The organism is Thalassospira sp. CH_XMU1420-2 (genome assembly GCF_037029325.1).
GTDB lineage: Bacteria > Pseudomonadota > Alphaproteobacteria > Rhodospirillales > Thalassospiraceae > Thalassospira > Thalassospira povalilytica.
Window position 1 is genome coordinate 243,871 of record NZ_JAYMEG010000005.1, and the last position, 14,920, is coordinate 258,790.

25 protein-coding genes are annotated in these 14,920 nt (G+C 55.4%); all 25 read left to right on the forward strand.

Going from position 1 to position 14,920, the window contains the following annotated elements; genetic code table 11:
• Positions 1-6: 6 nt before the first annotated feature.
• The 25 genes from fusA to WA429_RS16565 all read left to right on the forward strand — a co-directional run bounded on the left by fusA (position 7) and on the right by WA429_RS16565 (position 14,805).
• On the forward strand, positions 7-2,088 hold the full coding sequence (fusA, locus tag WA429_RS16445) for an elongation factor G (protein ID WP_068518441.1): 2,082 nt from the start codon (positions 7-9) through the stop codon (positions 2,086-2,088).
• A 28-nt stretch (positions 2,089-2,116) separates the two neighbouring features.
• Positions 2,117-3,307 (forward strand): elongation factor Tu, encoded by a 1,191-nt coding sequence (gene tuf / locus WA429_RS16450; protein ID WP_206927257.1) that lies wholly within the window; start codon positions 2,117-2,119, stop codon positions 3,305-3,307.
• 120 nt (positions 3,308-3,427) lie between these two features.
• Positions 3,428-3,736, forward strand: coding sequence for a 30S ribosomal protein S10 (gene rpsJ / locus WA429_RS16455; protein ID WP_007091508.1), 309 nt, complete (start codon positions 3,428-3,430; stop codon positions 3,734-3,736).
• Between the two features lie 16 nt (positions 3,737-3,752).
• Positions 3,753-4,469 (forward strand): 50S ribosomal protein L3, encoded by a 717-nt coding sequence (gene rplC / locus WA429_RS16460; RefSeq protein ID WP_101247949.1) that lies wholly within the window; start codon positions 3,753-3,755, stop codon positions 4,467-4,469.
• A 5-nt stretch (positions 4,470-4,474) separates the two neighbouring features.
• Positions 4,475-5,095, forward strand: a complete 621-nt coding sequence (rplD, locus tag WA429_RS16465; protein WP_068518271.1) for a 50S ribosomal protein L4 — start codon at positions 4,475-4,477, stop codon at positions 5,093-5,095.
• Positions 5,092-5,394: a 50S ribosomal protein L23 gene (locus tag WA429_RS16470; RefSeq protein ID WP_068518270.1), complete on the forward strand. Its 303-nt coding sequence runs from the start codon at positions 5,092-5,094 to the stop codon at positions 5,392-5,394. The genes rplD and WA429_RS16470 overlap by 4 nt, the downstream gene beginning before the upstream one ends.
• Positions 5,395-5,398: 4 nt before the next feature.
• The gene (gene rplB, locus WA429_RS16475) at positions 5,399-6,226 is read left to right on the forward strand and encodes a 50S ribosomal protein L2 (RefSeq protein ID WP_068518269.1); all 828 of its coding nucleotides are present in this window, start codon (positions 5,399-5,401) and stop codon (positions 6,224-6,226) included.
• A 16-nt stretch (positions 6,227-6,242) separates the two neighbouring features.
• The gene (gene rpsS, locus WA429_RS16480; RefSeq protein WP_008892178.1) at positions 6,243-6,521 is read left to right on the forward strand and encodes a 30S ribosomal protein S19; all 279 of its coding nucleotides are present in this window, start codon (positions 6,243-6,245) and stop codon (positions 6,519-6,521) included.
• 2 nt (positions 6,522-6,523) lie between these two features.
• A complete protein-coding gene (gene rplV, locus WA429_RS16485) occupies positions 6,524-6,904 on the forward strand; it encodes a 50S ribosomal protein L22 (protein ID WP_068518268.1) in 381 nt (126 codons plus the stop codon).
• A complete protein-coding gene (rpsC, locus tag WA429_RS16490; protein ID WP_068518267.1) occupies positions 6,904-7,590 on the forward strand; it encodes a 30S ribosomal protein S3 in 687 nt (228 codons plus the stop codon). The genes rplV and rpsC overlap by 1 nt, the downstream gene beginning before the upstream one ends.
• A 12-nt stretch (positions 7,591-7,602) precedes the next feature.
• Positions 7,603-8,022, forward strand: coding sequence for a 50S ribosomal protein L16 (gene rplP / locus WA429_RS16495; protein ID WP_068518266.1), 420 nt, complete (start codon positions 7,603-7,605; stop codon positions 8,020-8,022).
• A gap of 6 nt (positions 8,023-8,028) precedes the next feature.
• Positions 8,029-8,229: a 50S ribosomal protein L29 gene (rpmC, locus tag WA429_RS16500; RefSeq protein ID WP_008892182.1), complete on the forward strand. Its 201-nt coding sequence runs from the start codon at positions 8,029-8,031 to the stop codon at positions 8,227-8,229.
• Positions 8,230-8,256: 27 nt separating this feature from the next.
• Positions 8,257-8,490 carry a 30S ribosomal protein S17 gene (gene rpsQ, locus WA429_RS16505; RefSeq protein ID WP_008892183.1) on the forward strand — a complete coding sequence of 78 codons (234 nt, stop codon included), beginning with the start codon at positions 8,257-8,259 and terminating at the stop codon, positions 8,488-8,490.
• Positions 8,491-8,524: 34 nt separating this feature from the next.
• Positions 8,525-8,893 carry a 50S ribosomal protein L14 gene (rplN, locus tag WA429_RS16510; protein WP_033067181.1) on the forward strand — a complete coding sequence of 123 codons (369 nt, stop codon included), beginning with the start codon at positions 8,525-8,527 and terminating at the stop codon, positions 8,891-8,893.
• Complete coding sequence (rplX, locus tag WA429_RS16515; protein ID WP_068518265.1) at positions 8,893-9,210, forward strand: 50S ribosomal protein L24; 318 nt, start codon at positions 8,893-8,895, stop codon at positions 9,208-9,210. The genes rplN and rplX overlap by 1 nt, the downstream gene beginning before the upstream one ends.
• A gap of 11 nt (positions 9,211-9,221) precedes the next feature.
• Positions 9,222-9,761, forward strand: a complete 540-nt coding sequence (gene rplE, locus WA429_RS16520; RefSeq protein ID WP_068518264.1) for a 50S ribosomal protein L5 — start codon at positions 9,222-9,224, stop codon at positions 9,759-9,761.
• Between the two features lie 13 nt (positions 9,762-9,774).
• Positions 9,775-10,080: a 30S ribosomal protein S14 gene (gene rpsN, locus WA429_RS16525; protein ID WP_068518263.1), complete on the forward strand. Its 306-nt coding sequence runs from the start codon at positions 9,775-9,777 to the stop codon at positions 10,078-10,080.
• 12 nt (positions 10,081-10,092) lie between these two features.
• Complete coding sequence (rpsH, locus tag WA429_RS16530; protein ID WP_068518262.1) at positions 10,093-10,491, forward strand: 30S ribosomal protein S8; 399 nt, start codon at positions 10,093-10,095, stop codon at positions 10,489-10,491.
• Positions 10,492-10,503: 12 nt separating this feature from the next.
• Positions 10,504-11,037, forward strand: coding sequence for a 50S ribosomal protein L6 (rplF, locus tag WA429_RS16535; RefSeq protein ID WP_068518261.1), 534 nt, complete (start codon positions 10,504-10,506; stop codon positions 11,035-11,037).
• Between the two features lie 11 nt (positions 11,038-11,048).
• Positions 11,049-11,402 (forward strand): 50S ribosomal protein L18, encoded by a 354-nt coding sequence (gene rplR / locus WA429_RS16540; protein ID WP_068518260.1) that lies wholly within the window; start codon positions 11,049-11,051, stop codon positions 11,400-11,402.
• 11 nt (positions 11,403-11,413) lie between these two features.
• Positions 11,414-11,989 carry a 30S ribosomal protein S5 gene (gene rpsE, locus WA429_RS16545; RefSeq protein ID WP_008892191.1) on the forward strand — a complete coding sequence of 192 codons (576 nt, stop codon included), beginning with the start codon at positions 11,414-11,416 and terminating at the stop codon, positions 11,987-11,989.
• Between the two features lie 6 nt (positions 11,990-11,995).
• Complete coding sequence (rpmD, locus tag WA429_RS16550) at positions 11,996-12,190, forward strand: 50S ribosomal protein L30 (protein WP_287466317.1); 195 nt, start codon at positions 11,996-11,998, stop codon at positions 12,188-12,190.
• Positions 12,191-12,219: 29 nt separating this feature from the next.
• Positions 12,220-12,702: a 50S ribosomal protein L15 gene (gene rplO, locus WA429_RS16555; RefSeq protein ID WP_101247950.1), complete on the forward strand. Its 483-nt coding sequence runs from the start codon at positions 12,220-12,222 to the stop codon at positions 12,700-12,702.
• 82 nt (positions 12,703-12,784) lie between these two features.
• Entirely contained in the window at positions 12,785-14,131 is a 1,347-nt protein-coding gene (gene secY / locus WA429_RS16560) for a preprotein translocase subunit SecY (RefSeq protein ID WP_068518258.1), read from the forward strand.
• A 29-nt stretch (positions 14,132-14,160) separates the two neighbouring features.
• Entirely contained in the window at positions 14,161-14,805 is a 645-nt protein-coding gene (locus tag WA429_RS16565; RefSeq protein ID WP_068518257.1) for an adenylate kinase, read from the forward strand.
• Positions 14,806-14,920: the final 115 nt, after the last annotated feature.

Sequence of the window (14,920 nt, forward strand, 5' to 3'; positions counted from 1 at the left end):
TCGATTATGGTACAACGTACTCCGATCTCTCGGTATCGCAACATCGGCATCATGGCGCACATTGATGCCGGTAAAACGACGACCACCGAGCGAATTCTTTTCTACACCGGCAAGTCCTACAAAATCGGCGAAGTCCATGACGGCGCCGCGACCATGGACTGGATGGAACAGGAACAGGAACGTGGCATTACGATTACGTCTGCTGCGACGACCTGCTTCTGGAACGACCACCGTATTAACATCATCGATACCCCGGGCCACGTTGACTTCACCATTGAAGTTGAACGTTCGCTCCGTGTTCTCGATGGTGCCTGCGCTGTTTTCGACGCCGTTTCCGGCGTTGAGCCGCAGACCGAAACCGTGTGGCGTCAGGCTGACAAGTACCACGTTCCGCGTATGTGCTTTGTCAACAAGATGGACCGTACCGGTGCAGACTTCTTCCGCTGCGTCGAAATGATCAAGGAACGCCTCGGTGCCAACGCCGCTGTCATGCAGCTGCCGATCGGTTCCGAAGGTGAGTTCGAAGGTGTTGTTGACCTCGTTCGCAACAAGGAAATCGTCTGGAAAGACGAATCCCTTGGTGCAGAGTTCGAGTATCGCGACATCCGCGATTCCCTGAAAGACCAGGCTGAAGAATACCGTGAAGCTCTGATCGAACAGGCTGTTGAGTGCGACGAAGCAGCAATGGAAGCTTACCTCGAAGGCGAAATGCCGACCGAGGAAGTTCTCAAGAAGTGCATCCGTAAAGGCACCATCGCCGGCGATCTGGTTCCGGTCCTTCTGGGTACCGCGTTCAAGAACAAAGGCGTTCAGCCGCTTCTTGATGCCGTTATCGATTTCATGCCGGCACCGGATGACATCGACGATGTTCGTGGCGTCAAGCCGAACACCGAAGACGAGCCGGATTCCCGTCCGCTGACCGATGAAGCGCCGTTCTCGGCTCTTGCATTCAAGATCATGTCGGATCCGTTCGTTGGTTCGCTGACCTTCATTCGTATCTATTCCGGTATCCTCGATGCCGGCTCGTATGTTCTGAACTCTGTCAAAGAGAAAAAAGAACGTATCGGCCGTATGCTTCTCATGCATTCGAACAACCGCGAAGAAATCAAATACGCTTGCTCGGGCGACATCGTTGCTCTGGTTGGCATGAAGGACACCACCACTGGTGATACCCTTTGTGACCCGGCCAAGCCGATCATCCTTGAGCGTATGGAATTCCCGGATCCGGTTATCGAAATCGCTGTTGAGCCGAAATCGAAAGCCGACCAGGAAAAAATGGGTCTCGCCCTTGCACGTCTTGCACAGGAAGATCCGTCGTTCCGCGTTAAATCCGACCACGAATCCGGCCAGACCATCATTTCGGGTATGGGCGAACTTCACCTCGACATCATCGTCGATCGTATGAAGCGTGAATTCAAAGTCGAAGCTAACATCGGCGCGCCGCAGGTTGCTTATCGCGAAACCATCTCGAAAGAAGTCGATATCGACTACACCCACAAAAAACAGTCGGGTGGTTCGGGTCAGTTCGCGCGTATCAAGCTCACCTTCACCCCGGGTGAACCGGGTTCGGGCTTCTCCTTCACCGATACCGTTGTTGGCGGTAACGTTCCGAAGGAATACATCCCGGGTGTTGCCAAAGGTCTCGAAAGCTCGCTGCAGAGCGGCGTTATCGCAGGCTTCCCGGTAACCGACTTGTCGATCAAGCTGACCGACGGTGCCTACCACGACGTTGACTCGAGCGTCATGGCCTTCGAAATCGCTGCCCGTGCAGCGTTCAAAGAAGGTCTGTCGAAAGCTTCTCCGAAGCTGCTCGAGCCGATCATGAAAGTCGAAGTAGTGACCCCGGAAGAGTATATGGGCGACATCATTGGCGACCTGAACAGCCGTCGTGGCCAGGTTCGTGACATGGACTCCCGTGGCATCGCACGCGTTGTTAACGCGTTCGTACCGCTGGCGAACATGTTCGGTTACGTCAACACGCTGCGCTCCATGTCCCAGGGTCGTGCCCAGTTCGTGATGCAGTTTGATCACTATGCAGACGTTCCGCAGGCAGTTGCGGACGAAGTCAAAGCCAAATCGGCCGGCTAAGGCCAAGCCAGAATAAACGGAGTTAGAAATGGCTAAAGAAAAGTTTGAGCGTACAAAACCGCACGTTAACGTTGGCACCGTCGGCCACGTTGACCACGGTAAAACCACGCTGACCGCAGCGATCACCAAAGTTCTGGCAGAACAGGGTGGCGCATCGTTCCAGGACTACAGCATGATCGACAAGGCACCGGAAGAGAAAGCTCGTGGTATCACGATCTCGACCGCGCACGTCGAATATGAGACCGAAAACCGCCACTACGCGCACGTCGACTGCCCGGGCCACGCTGACTATGTTAAAAACATGATCACTGGTGCGGCACAGATGGACGGTGGCATCCTGGTTGTTTCGGCAGCTGATGGCCCGATGCCGCAGACCCGCGAGCACATCCTGCTTGCACGTCAGGTTGGCGTTCCGGCACTGGTCGTGTTCATGAACAAGGTTGACCAGGTTGACGACGAAGAGCTTCTCGAGCTCGTCGAAATGGAAATCCGTGAACTTCTGTCGTCCTACGACTTCCCGGGCGACGATATTCCGATCATCAAGGGCTCGGCTCTTGCTGCTCTGGAAGGTCGCGATGACGAAATCGGCAAAAACGCTATCCTCGAGCTGATGGCTGCTGTTGATGACTACATCCCGGCACCGGATCGTCCGAAAGACAAGCCGTTCCTGATGCCGATCGAAGACGTGTTCTCGATTTCGGGTCGTGGTACGGTTGTTACCGGTCGTGTTGAAACCGGCGTTGTTAAAGTTGGCGAAGAGATCGAAATCGTCGGCATTAAAGACACCGTCAAAACGACCGTTACCGGCGTTGAAATGTTCCGCAAGCTGCTCGATCAGGGTGAAGCTGGCGACAACATCGGCGCACTGCTTCGTGGTACCAAGCGTGAAGACGTCGAACGTGGCCAGGTTCTGGCGCATGTTGGCTCGATCACCCCGCACACCAAGTTTGAAGCAGAAGCTTACATCCTGACCAAGGATGAAGGTGGCCGTCACACGCCGTTCTTCTCGAACTACCGTCCGCAGTTCTACTTCCGTACGACTGACGTTACCGGTTCGATCGAGCTGCCGGCTGGCACCGAAATGGTTATGCCGGGCGACAACGTCCAGATGACCGCGACCCTCATTGCACCGATCGCAATGGACGAAGGTCTGCGTTTCGCAATCCGTGAAGGCGGTCGTACCGTCGGCGCGGGCGTTGTTGCCAAGATCATCGAGTAATTTTTTCTCTTGATCTTTGTGAAGCGGGCGGCTATGTAAGCCGCCCGCAACACTTTTGCGGCAATCGTCAACTCCAGTTGAGGGGCCGGTGTCCTTTTGAGGGCTCCGGTACATAATTACATGGATAGTCAGAACATTCGCATTCGCCTGAAGGCGTTTGACCATCGCGTGCTGGATCAGTCCACGCGCGAGATCGTCAATACGGCGAAGCGCACTGGCGCAGAGGTCCGCGGCCCGATTCCGCTGCCGACCCGCATTGAAAAATACACTGTTCTGCGGTCTCCGCACATCGATAAGAAATCGCGTGAACAGTTCGAAATCCGTACGCACAAGCGTCTTCTCGACATTGTCGACCCGACCCCGCAGACCGTCGATGCTTTGATGAAGCTCGATCTGGCTGCCGGCGTCGACGTCGAGATCAAACTTTAATCGGGAGTAAGCCGCAATGCGTAGTGGACTTATTACCCAGAAGGTTGGCATGACCCGCGTCTTCAAAGACGATGGTTCCCACCTTCCTGTAACCGTTCTGAAGGTCGAAGATCTTCAGGTTGTCGCCAACCGTACCAACGACACCGACGGCTACGTCGCTGTTCAGCTTGGTTATGGCAAAGCGAAAGTGAAAAACGTATCCAAGCCGATGCGTGGCCACTTCGCCAAAGCCAAGGTTGAGCCGAAAGCCAAACTTGCTGAATTCCGCGTTAGCGAAGATGGCCTGATTGAAGTTGGTGCAGAACTTTCTGCCGCTCACTTCGTTGAAGGCCAGTACGTTGACGTAATCGGCACTTCCATCGGTAAAGGTTTTGCCGGTGCGATGAAGCGTCATAACTTCGGTGGTCTGCGTGCGTCGCACGGTGTGTCGATTTCGCACCGTTCGCATGGTTCCACCGGTCAGTGCCAGGATCCGGGCCGCGTCTTCAAAGGTAAGAAGATGGCTGGTCACCTCGGTGCCGCTCGTGTGACTGTTCAGTCCCTTAAGGTTGTCGCTTCTGACGCCGACAAAGGCCTGATCCTGATCCACGGTGCAGTCCCGGGTCACAAGGGCGCCTACGTCCTTGTCAAGGATGCCGTGAAGCGTGCTGCACCGGAAGGTCTTCCGTTCCCGGCCGCGCTCAAGGGTGCTGCCCCGGCTGCTGAAGAAGCTGTCGCCGAGGATAAGGAATAAGCATCATGAAGCTCGACATTCTCAAACTTGACGCTTCCAAGGCAGGCAATATCGATCTCGCAGAAGAGATCTTTGGTCTGGAAGTACGTCGTGACGTCCTGCACCGCATGGTGAACTGGCAGCTGGCAAAACGCCGCGCCGGTACCCACAAGGTGAAGGAAAAGTCGGAAGTTTCCGCAACCACGAAAAAATTCGTGCGTCAGAAGGGTAGTGGCGGTGCACGTCACGGTTCCCGTAAGGCTGCACAGTTCCGTGGTGGTGGTACCGTGCACGGTCCGCGCGTTCGCGACCACGCACACGATCTGACCAAGAAATTCCGTAAACTCGCGCTTAAAACCGCTCTGTCGGCTAAAGCAAAGGACGGCAAGCTTATCGTTCTTGATAACGCGGAATTCTCGGACGCCAAAACCAAGAATCTGGTCGCAGCTTTTGGTAAGCTCGGCTGGAAATCTGCACTGATCATCGATGGTGCGCAGGTCAACGAAGGTTTTGCACGCGCAGCGCGCAACATCCCGCAGATTGACGTGCTCCCGGAGATCGGTGCTAACGTCTATGACATCCTGCGCCGTGACACCCTGGTGCTGACCAAGGGTGCGGTCGAAGCGTTGGAGGCACGTCTCAAATGACGATCATCAGCAAAGAGCGGATGTACGAAGTCATCCGCGCCCCGCATATCACTGAAAAGTCGACGCTGATTTCTGAACACAACGCAGTTGCGTTCAAAGTTGCGATCGACGCCACCAAGCCGGAGATCAAGGCTGCTGTGGAAGGTCTGTTCGGGGTGAAGGTCAAGGCGGTCAATACCTCTGTGGTAAAAGGAAAGACCAAGCGTTTTCGCGGTGTTTCCGGTCGTCGGAGTGATTTCAAGAAAGCGATGGTAACCCTCGAAGAGGGTCAGTCCATCGACGTGACTACGGGAATCTAAGACAATGGCTTTGAAGAAGTTTAAACCAACCTCTCCTGGTCGCCGTCAGCTGGTTCTCGTGGATCGTTCCGATCTCCACAAGGGCAAGCCGATCAAAGCGTTGACCGAAGGTCTTCGCAAGAAAGGTGGCCGTAACAACACTGGTCGTATCACCGCCCGCCGTATTGGTGGTGGTCACAAACGTCGTTACCGTCTCATCGACTTCAAACGTACCAAGTTTGACGTCGTCGGTACCGTCGAGCGTTTGGAATATGATCCGAACCGTACTGCGTTCATCGCACTGGTTCGTTATTCCGACGACGAGCTGGCCTACATCCTCGCACCGCAGCGTCTCGCTGTCGGCGACAACGTTGTTGCCGCTGAACGCGTAGACATTAAGCCGGGTAACGCCGCACCGCTGAAGAACATTCCGGTCGGTACCATTGTCCATAACGTCGAACTGAAAGCCGGTAAAGGTGGTCAGATCGCACGTTCAGCAGGTGCATACGTGCAGCTCGTTGGTAAGGACCAGGGTTACGCCCAGCTTAAGCTGTCCTCCGGTGAGGTACGTTTGGTACGTGGTGAATGCATGGCAACCATCGGTGCCGTGTCCAACCCGGACCATCAGAACACTAACCTTGGTAAAGCCGGCCGTAATCGCTGGCTCGGCAAGCGTCCTTCGGTTCGTGGTGTTGCCATGAACCCGATCGATCACCCGCATGGTGGTGGTGAAGGTCGTACTTCGGGTGGTCGTCACCCGGTTACGCCGTGGGGCAAGCCTACCAAGGGCAAACGTACCCGCTCGAACAAGAAGACCGACGCGCTCATCATGCGCCGTCGTCACAAGAGCTAACGGAGGAGGCTAGACTATGGCGCGTTCCGTTTGGAAGGGTCCGTTTGTTGACGGATACCTTCTTAAGAAAGCCGATACTGTCCGTGCCTCAGGCCGGAATGAGGTAATTAAGACCTGGTCGCGGCGTTCGACGATTCTGCCGCAATTCGTAGGCCTCACCTTTGGGGTTTACAATGGCCAGAAATTCTTGCCGGTGCTGGTGACCGAAGACATGATTGGTCACAAGTTCGGTGAATTCTCGCCGACCCGTACCTACTATGGTCACGCGGCCGACAAAAAGGCGAAGAGGAAGTAACGATGGGTAAGAAAGCTGACATCCGTCGGCTGGCGGATAACGAGGCTGCGGCTTCGCTCCGGGCAGTACGCATTTCCCCGCGTAAGCTCAACCTCGTCGCCGAGTCGATCCGTGGTTTGAAGGCAGAAGCTGCTTTGGCAGAACTGACCTTCTCCAACAAACGTATTTCGCAGGACGTCAAAAAGCTGCTGGAATCGGCAATTGCTAACGCCGAAAACAACCATCAGCTCGATGTCGACCGTCTCTATGTTAAAGAGGCATCTGTTGGTAAGGCCTTCGTGATGAAACGTTGGCGCGCCCGTGCACGCGGTCGTGTTGGCAAGATCCTGAAGCCGTTCTCCAACATGCGCATCGTCGTTTGCGAACGTGAGGAGGCCGAGTAATGGGTCAGAAAGTAAATCCGATCGGTCTGCGCGTTGGCATTAACCGTACCTGGGATTCCCGCTGGTACGCCAACAAGTCCGATTTCGCTGGTCTTCTTCATGAAGATCTTGCGATCCGTAAATTCATCTTCGACCGCCTCAAGCAGGCTGGTGTTTCGAAGGTGATTATCGAACGTCCGGCGAAGAAAGCCCGCATTTCGATCCACACCGCTCGTCCGGGCGTTGTGATCGGGAAAAAAGGCCAGGACATCGAGAAGCTCAAGAACGATCTGCAGAAGCTGGCAAATGCCGAAGTGCAGGTTAACATCATCGAAATCCGCAAGCCGGAAATCGATGCCAAGCTGGTCGCTGACAACATCGCCCAGCAGCTTGAGCGCCGTGTTTCGTTCCGTCGCGCTATGAAGCGCTCGGTTCAGAACGCAATGCGTCTCGGTGCCGGTGGCATTCGTATTAATGCTGCTGGTCGTCTTGGTGGCGCAGAAATCGCCCGTACCGAATGGTATCGTGAAGGTCGCGTTCCGCTGCACACGCTGCGTGCGGACGTGGATTACGGAACTTCGGAAGCACACACCACCTATGGTGTTTGCGGTCTGAAGGTCTGGATCTTCAAGGGCGAAATCATGGCACATGATCCGCTGGCATCGGAGCGTAAAGCTCTCGAGTCGGCTGGTTCCAGCCGTAAGTAAGGAGATCCAGATATGCTTTCTCCGAAACGTACAAAGTTCCGTAAAGCCCACAAAGGCCGCCTTAAAGGTGAAGCCAAGGGTGGTACGGATCTTAATTTCGGCGCTTATGGCTTGAAAGCCTTGGAGCCTGAGCGTATAACGGCGCGTCAGATCGAAGCGGCTCGCCGCGCGATCACCCGCCACATCCGCCGTCAGGGTCGTGTGTGGATTCGCGTTTTCCCGGATCTCCCGGTCTCGCAGAAGCCTGCCGAAGTCCGTCAGGGTAAAGGTAAAGGCTCGCCTGAATATTGGGCGGCACGCGTTAAACCGGGTCGGATCATGTTTGAACTCGACGGTGTTCCGTTGGATCTTGCACGCCGCGCTTTCGAGCTGGCATCGGCAAAACTGCCGATCAAGACCAAGTTTGTCACCCGTCTTGGTGAAGGGGAGTAATTAGTGATGAAAATTGCTGATCTCCGCGCTAAAAGCGCTGACGAACTGAAACAGCTGCTGCTGGACCTGCGTAAAGAATCGTTCAACATGCGATTCCAGCAGGCTTCCGGTCAGTTTGAGAACACTGCGCGGGTCCGCCAGGTCCGTCGTGATATCGCCCGCATCAAAACCCTTCTCGGTAACGAGAAGGGTGCGACCGCGGCCTAAACTGGACACGCAGAGGAGTAAACACACATGCCGAGGCGTGTATTGCAGGGGACAGTCGTTTCGACCAAAAACGACAAGACCGTGGTGGTCCGTGTGGAACGCCAGGTCATGCACCCGCTGTATAAAAAGTACGTGCGTAAGTCGAAGAAATTCCACGCGCACGATGAAGAGAACCGCTTCAAAACGGGTGACGTAGTTCGCATTCGCGAATGCAAGCCGATCTCGAAGTTGAAGTCTTGGGAAGTAGTGGTCGAGGAGTGAGTCCTCAGCCCAATCATAGTCAAGGGGTAAACCCATGATCCAGATGCAGTCCAATCTGGACGTCGCCGACAACAGCGGCGCTCGCCGCGTCCAGTGCATCAAGGTGCTGGGCGGCTCGAAGCGCAAAACCGCTCACGTTGGTGATGTTATCGTGGTTTCCGTCAAGGAAGCCATCCCGCGCGGTCGCGTAAAGAAGGGTGCAGTTCACAAAGCTGTCATCGTTCGCACCGCAAAGGAAATCCGTCGTGCCGATGGCTCGGCGATCCGCTTTGACCGCAACGCTGCCGTTCTCATTAATGCGAACGGCGAGCCGATCGGCACGCGTATTTTTGGCCCGGTAACCCGCGAACTTCGTTCCAAAGGTTACATGAAGATCATTTCGCTCGCTCCGGAGGTGCTGTAATGGCTGCCAAGATTAAAAAGGGCGACCGCGTCATTGTTCTGACGGGTAAAGACAAAGGGAAGACCGGCGAGGTTCTCGCCGCTTTCCCGGCCGAGAACAAGGTTCTGGTATCGGGCATCAATCTGGTGAAACGTCACCAGCGCCCGACCGGTGCTGATGCCGGTGGCATCGTCGAGAAGGAAGCAAAAATTGCTGTTTCCAACATCGCGATTGTCGACCCGAAAGAAAACAAGCCGACCCGCGTCGGTTTCAAGACCCTCGATGACGGTCGCAAGGTTCGCTTCGCGAAGCTCAGCGGCGAAGTCATCGACAACTGAGGGACGGAAAAATGACGCGCCTGCGCGAACATTACAAAGAAGTGGTGCGTGACGCACTCCAGAAGGAGTTCTCCTACGAGAACACCATGGAGATTCCGCGCCTCGAAAAGATCGTGATCAACATGGGTGTCGGCGACGCCACCCAGGATCGCAAAAAGCTGGAAGGTGCTGCTGCGGATCTCGCTGCAATCACCGGTCAGAAGCCTGTCTTCACCAAAGCGAAAAAGTCGGTAGCGGCTTTCAAGCTGCGTGAAGGTATGAACATCGGTTGTAAAGTGACCCTGCGTCGCGACCGTATGTTTGAGTTCCTGGACCGCCTGGTCACCATCGCGCTTCCGCGCGTTCGTGACTTCCGCGGCCTGAACAAAAAATCCTTCGATGGCCGTGGCAACTTTGCCATGGGCTTGAAGGAACAGTTCGTCTTTCCTGAAGTAGAGTATGACAAAGTCGACTCTGTCCGCGGGATGGACATTATCATTTGTACCACGGCTAAGTCCGACGCCGAAGCTCTTGCCCTTCTTAAGGGTTTTGATCTTCCGTTCGGAAACTAACGGAGGTTGGCCCATGGCCAAGAAAAGCTCAGTAGAGCGTGAACTCAAACGTGAACGCCTGGCAAAGCGCTATGCTGCCAAGCGTGCCGCCCTCAAAGCGGTTATCGCAAATCGCGAGACGTCCCCTGAGGATCGTATCGTGGCTGTGATGAAACTCGCCCAGCTGCCGCGTAACTCGGCTCGTATCCGTCAGCGTATTCGCTGCCAGGTATCCGGTCGTCCGCGCGGTGTCTATCGCAAATTCCGCCTGTCCCGTATCGCCCTTCGTGAACTTGCTTCGCGTGGTCAGATTCCGGGCATGGTGAAGTCGAGCTGGTAAGGAGGACATCACATGTCGATGACTGATCCAGTCGGTGATATGCTCACGCGTATCCGTAACGGTCAGCGCGTTGGTAAATCCAGCGTTGTCTCGCCGGCTTCGAAACTGCGTACCGGTGTGCTGGATGTTCTCCAGCGCGAAGGTTACATCCGCGGTTATAACGTTAATGAAATTCGCAAGGGCGTCAGCGAAATCACCATCGAACTCAAATATTTTGAGGGCGATGCAGTGATCAAGCAGATCGACCGCGTCTCGACCCCGGGCCGTCGCGTATACTCGAAGATCAAAGATCTTCCGAAAGTATACAACGGTCTCGGCATCGCAGTCCTGTCCACTCCGAAAGGGGTTCTCTCGGATCAGGAAGCTCGCGAGCAGAATGTCGGCGGCGAAATCCTCTGCAAAGTATTCTAAGGGGAGCCAACGATGTCGCGAGTAGGAAAAAATCCGGTGGTCGTGCCTAGCGGCGTTACCATCACCTTGACCGAAGAGCAGATCAGTGCAAAGGGCAAGCTCGGTGAGCTTAACCTGCCTCTGACCTCGGACGTATCCGTCACCCAGGAAGATAACCAGATCTTCGTGAAACCGAACAACGATAGCAAGCGCGCCCGTGCCCTTTGGGGTACCACCCGTGCGAATATCGCCAACCTCGTCACCGGGGTTTCGGAAGGGTTCACCAAGAAACTGGAAATCACCGGTGTTGGTTACCGTGCGCAGGTACAGGGTAAGAACCTGGTTCTGCAGCTTGGCTTCTCACACGACGTTGAAATGGAGATCCCTGCGGGTCTGAACGTCGTTGCTGAAAAGCCGACCCTTATCGCCATCTCTGGCGCAGATAAACAGCTTGTCGGTCAGTTCGCTGCAAATGCACGCGGCTGGCGCGGTCCGGAGCCTTACAAAGGCAAAGGTGTCCGCTACGAAGGCGAGTATATCTTGCGCAAAGAAGGCAAGAAGAAGTAAGGACTGGCACGATGAAAAACGTGAGAAGCCTTTTCGAACGCCGCAAGCGTCGCGTTCGTTTTGCGATCCGCCAGAAAGCGGCCGGTCGCCCGCGCCTCAGCGTGCACCGTTCGAACGCTCACATCTATGCACAGATCATCGACGACGTCGCTGGTACCACCCTGGTAGCAGCTTCGACCGCCGAAAAAGATCTGAAGGCGAAAGGCAGCAATGCCGAAGCCGCTGCTCTGGTTGGCAAAGCCATTGCCGAGCGCGCAGTGAAAGCTGGTGTGAAAACGGTCGTTTTCGATCGTGGCGGGTATCTGTTCCATGGCCGGGTGAAAGCTCTGGCCGATGCCGCCCGTGAGGGCGGTCTGGACTTCTAAGGAGCACGACCATGGCACGTAACCAGAATCAACAGCAGCAGGCACCGAAAGCCCGTGAAGAAAACGAACTCGTCGACAAGCTGGTTGGTATCAACCGCGTCGCGAAAGTCGTTAAGGGCGGTCGTCGCTTTGCTTTCTCCGCAATGGTAGTTGTCGGTGACCAGCGCGGTCGCGTCGGATACGGCACGGGTAAAGCCCGTGAAGTTCCGGAAGCGATCCGCAAGGCTACCGAAGCTGCTAAACGCAACATGATCCGCGTTCCGCTTCGTGAAGGTCGTACCCTTCACCATGATACGCAGGGCCATTTCGGTGCAGGCAAGGTTATCCTTCGCTCGGCTCCGGCTGGTACCGGTATCATCGCCGGCGGTGCGATGCGTGCGGTCTTCGAAACCATGGGCGTTCAGGACGTTGTGTCCAAATGTACCGGTTCGAACAACCCGCATAACGTGATCCGCGCAACCCTTGACGCTCTGGTCAACGGTGCATCCCCGCGTCAGGTCGCTGCAAAGCGTGGCCTGAAAGTCGGTGACGTCGTTGCCCGTCGCGATAGCGGTTCGGCTGCTGCCGCCGTTCTCGAAAAGGAGTAATTCGATATGGCTGCTAAGAAAGAAGCGACCGTTCGCGTTACCCAGACGGGTTCGCCGATCGGACGTCCGGCTGATCAGCGCCAGACCCTTGTTGGTCTTGGCCTGAACAAACTGCACCGGACTCGTGAGCTGGAAGATACCCCAGCTGTTCGCGGTATGATCGCAAAGGTCAAGCACCTCGTCCGTGTGGACGAGGCTTGATTGACCCCAGATCGAAAAGGTGTTGAACGATGAAACTCAACGAACTTGCCGATAACCCGGGTGCCCGCAAGGCGCGCACCCGCGTCGGTCGCGGCATCGGTTCGGGCAAAGGCAAAACTTCTGGCGCAGGTCAGAAGGGTCAGAAGTCCCGTTCAGGTGTAGCCATCAATGGCTTCGAAGGCGGGCAGATGCCGGTCTATCGCCGTCTTCCGAAACGCGGCTTCAAAAACCCGTTCAAGAAACAGTTCGGTGTTGTGAACCTTGGTACCCTTCAGACCGCCGTTGATAACGGTGTTCTTGAAGAAGGTGCAAATGTCACCATCGCTGTTCTTGCGGAAAAAGGTCTTGCCCGTCCGCAGAAAGACGGTCTGCGCCTTCTTGCTAAAGGCGAACTGAAAGCGAAACTGAACATCGAGATCTCCGGTGCTTCCAAAGCAGCTGTCGAAGCTGTTGAGAAAGTCGGTGGCTCGGTCAAGGTTCTTGCTCCGGTCGCTGCAGATAACGCAGAATAAGCTAGAATGACTTCGTGAGGGTCCGGTTCCATTAATTTACGGGACCGGACCCTCCAGTTTATGTGTATTGGGAGATGAGTGCATGGCATCCGCCGCCGAGCAGCTTGCCGCGAACCTGAATTGGTCTGCTTTTTCAAAGTCGACCGAGCTTAAAAAGCGTATCTGGTTCACTTTGGGCGCGCTTATTGTTTACCGTCTTGGAACCTATATTCCGGTTCCTGGTGTTGACCCGTCCATTCTTGCTGACATTTTCCGTCAGAATGCGGGCGGCGTTCTGGGCATGTTTGACATGTTCGCCGGTGGTGCGCTGGGTCGTATGACGATCTTTGCGCTGAATATCATGCCGTATATCTCGGCCTCCATTATCATTCAGTTGATGACGACTGTTTCGCCGTCTCTTGAGCAGCTCAAGAAAGAAGGCGAGCAGGGTCGTAAAAAGATTAATCAATATACCCGCTATCTGACGGTGCTGATCGCAACGGTTCAGGCATGGGGCATTGCTGTTGGTCTTGAAAGCATGACCGGTTCGACCGGTGCTGCTGTTCATGATCCGGGCATGTTCTTCCGCTTTACCGCTGTTGTGACGCTGGTCGGTGGCACCATGTTCCTGATGTGGCTTGGTGAACAGATCACCCAGCGCGGCATCGGTAACGGCATTTCGCTGATCATCTTTACCGGTATTGTCGCCGGGCTGCCCAGCGCGATTGCCGGCACCCTGGAACTGGGCCGTACCGGCGCGATTTCCGCTCTGGTGATTGTTGCAATCATCATTCTGGCGGTTGCTGTTATTGCCTTCATCGTCTTTGTTGAACGTGCGCAGCGCCGTGTTCTGATCCAGTACCCGAAACGCCAGGTCGGCATGAAGGTCATGGAAGGTCAGAGCTCGCACCTGCCGCTCAAGATCAACACTGCCGGTGTTATCCCGCCGATCTTTGCAAGCTCGCTTCTGCTGATGCCGCTGTCGGTTGCACAGTTCACCGCTGGTGGCAATGCGCCGGAATGGCTGACGACTGCGACCGCATTGCTTGGCCGTGGCCAGCCGCTCTATATCGCGCTTTATATCGGTCTGATCGTCTTCTTTGCCTTCTTCTACACCGCGGTTGTGTTCAACCCGGAAGATACGGCAGACAACCTGAAGAAACACGGTGGCTTTATTCCGGGCATCCGTCCGGGTAAAAATACCGCGAACTATCTTGATTTCATCCTGACCCGCCTGACGGTGATCGGTGCAGCGTATCTCGCATTCGTCTGTATCCTGCCGGAACTGCTGATCGCGGAATGGTCTGTGCCCTTCTACTTTGGTGGGACTAGCCTCCTGATCGTAGTCACGGTAACCATGGATACCGTTGCTCAGATCCAGTCTCATATGCTGGCGCATCAGTATGAAGGCCTGATCAAGAAATCCAAACTGCGTGGTCGCCGCCGATAAGAGCGGCCACGGAATTCAGGGGGACGACAATGAACATTATCCTTCTTGGCCCTCCCGGTGCAGGGAAAGGCACCCAGGCCAAGCGTCTCGAAACGGGACGCGGCATGATCCAGCTTTCGACTGGTGACATGCTCCGCGCGGCAGTTTCTGCCGGAACGGAACTGGGATTGAAGGCAAAGGAAGTCATGGATGCGGGGCAGCTCGTATCTGACGATCTGATGATCGGTCTGATTTCCGAACGACTTGACCAGGATGATACCAAAGGCGGTTTCATTCTGGACGGTTTCCCGCGCACGACTGCCCAGGCAGAAGCCCTGGACATCATGCTGGAAGCCAAAGGTCTGGCACTTGACTATGTGATTGAACTGCGCGTCGATGACGCAGCACTGGTGGCCCGCATTGTCGGCCGCTATACCTGTGCAAAATGCGGGCAGGGCTATCACGACGAGTTCCAGAAACCCGCTGAAGAAGGTGTCTGCGACGTATGTGGCGGCACTGAATTCAAACGCCGTGCGGATGACAACGCCGAGACGGTCACATCGCGACTGGAAGCTTATCACAAGCAGACAGCACCGATCATTCCTTACTATGAAAAGGTCGGTAAGCTGAAAACAGTTGACGGGATGGCCGAAATCGACGAAGTTACGCGCGAGATTGAAGCCATCCTGGGGTAATTTCCCGGGCAGGGCGCTTTTTGCTTGCGGGTTGGCAGTGATGCTGGCCCGCTTTTGCAACGCTCTACCCTACCGGATCTGCCCTTGGGTTTGTTAACAGGAAACAGGAGTCTCA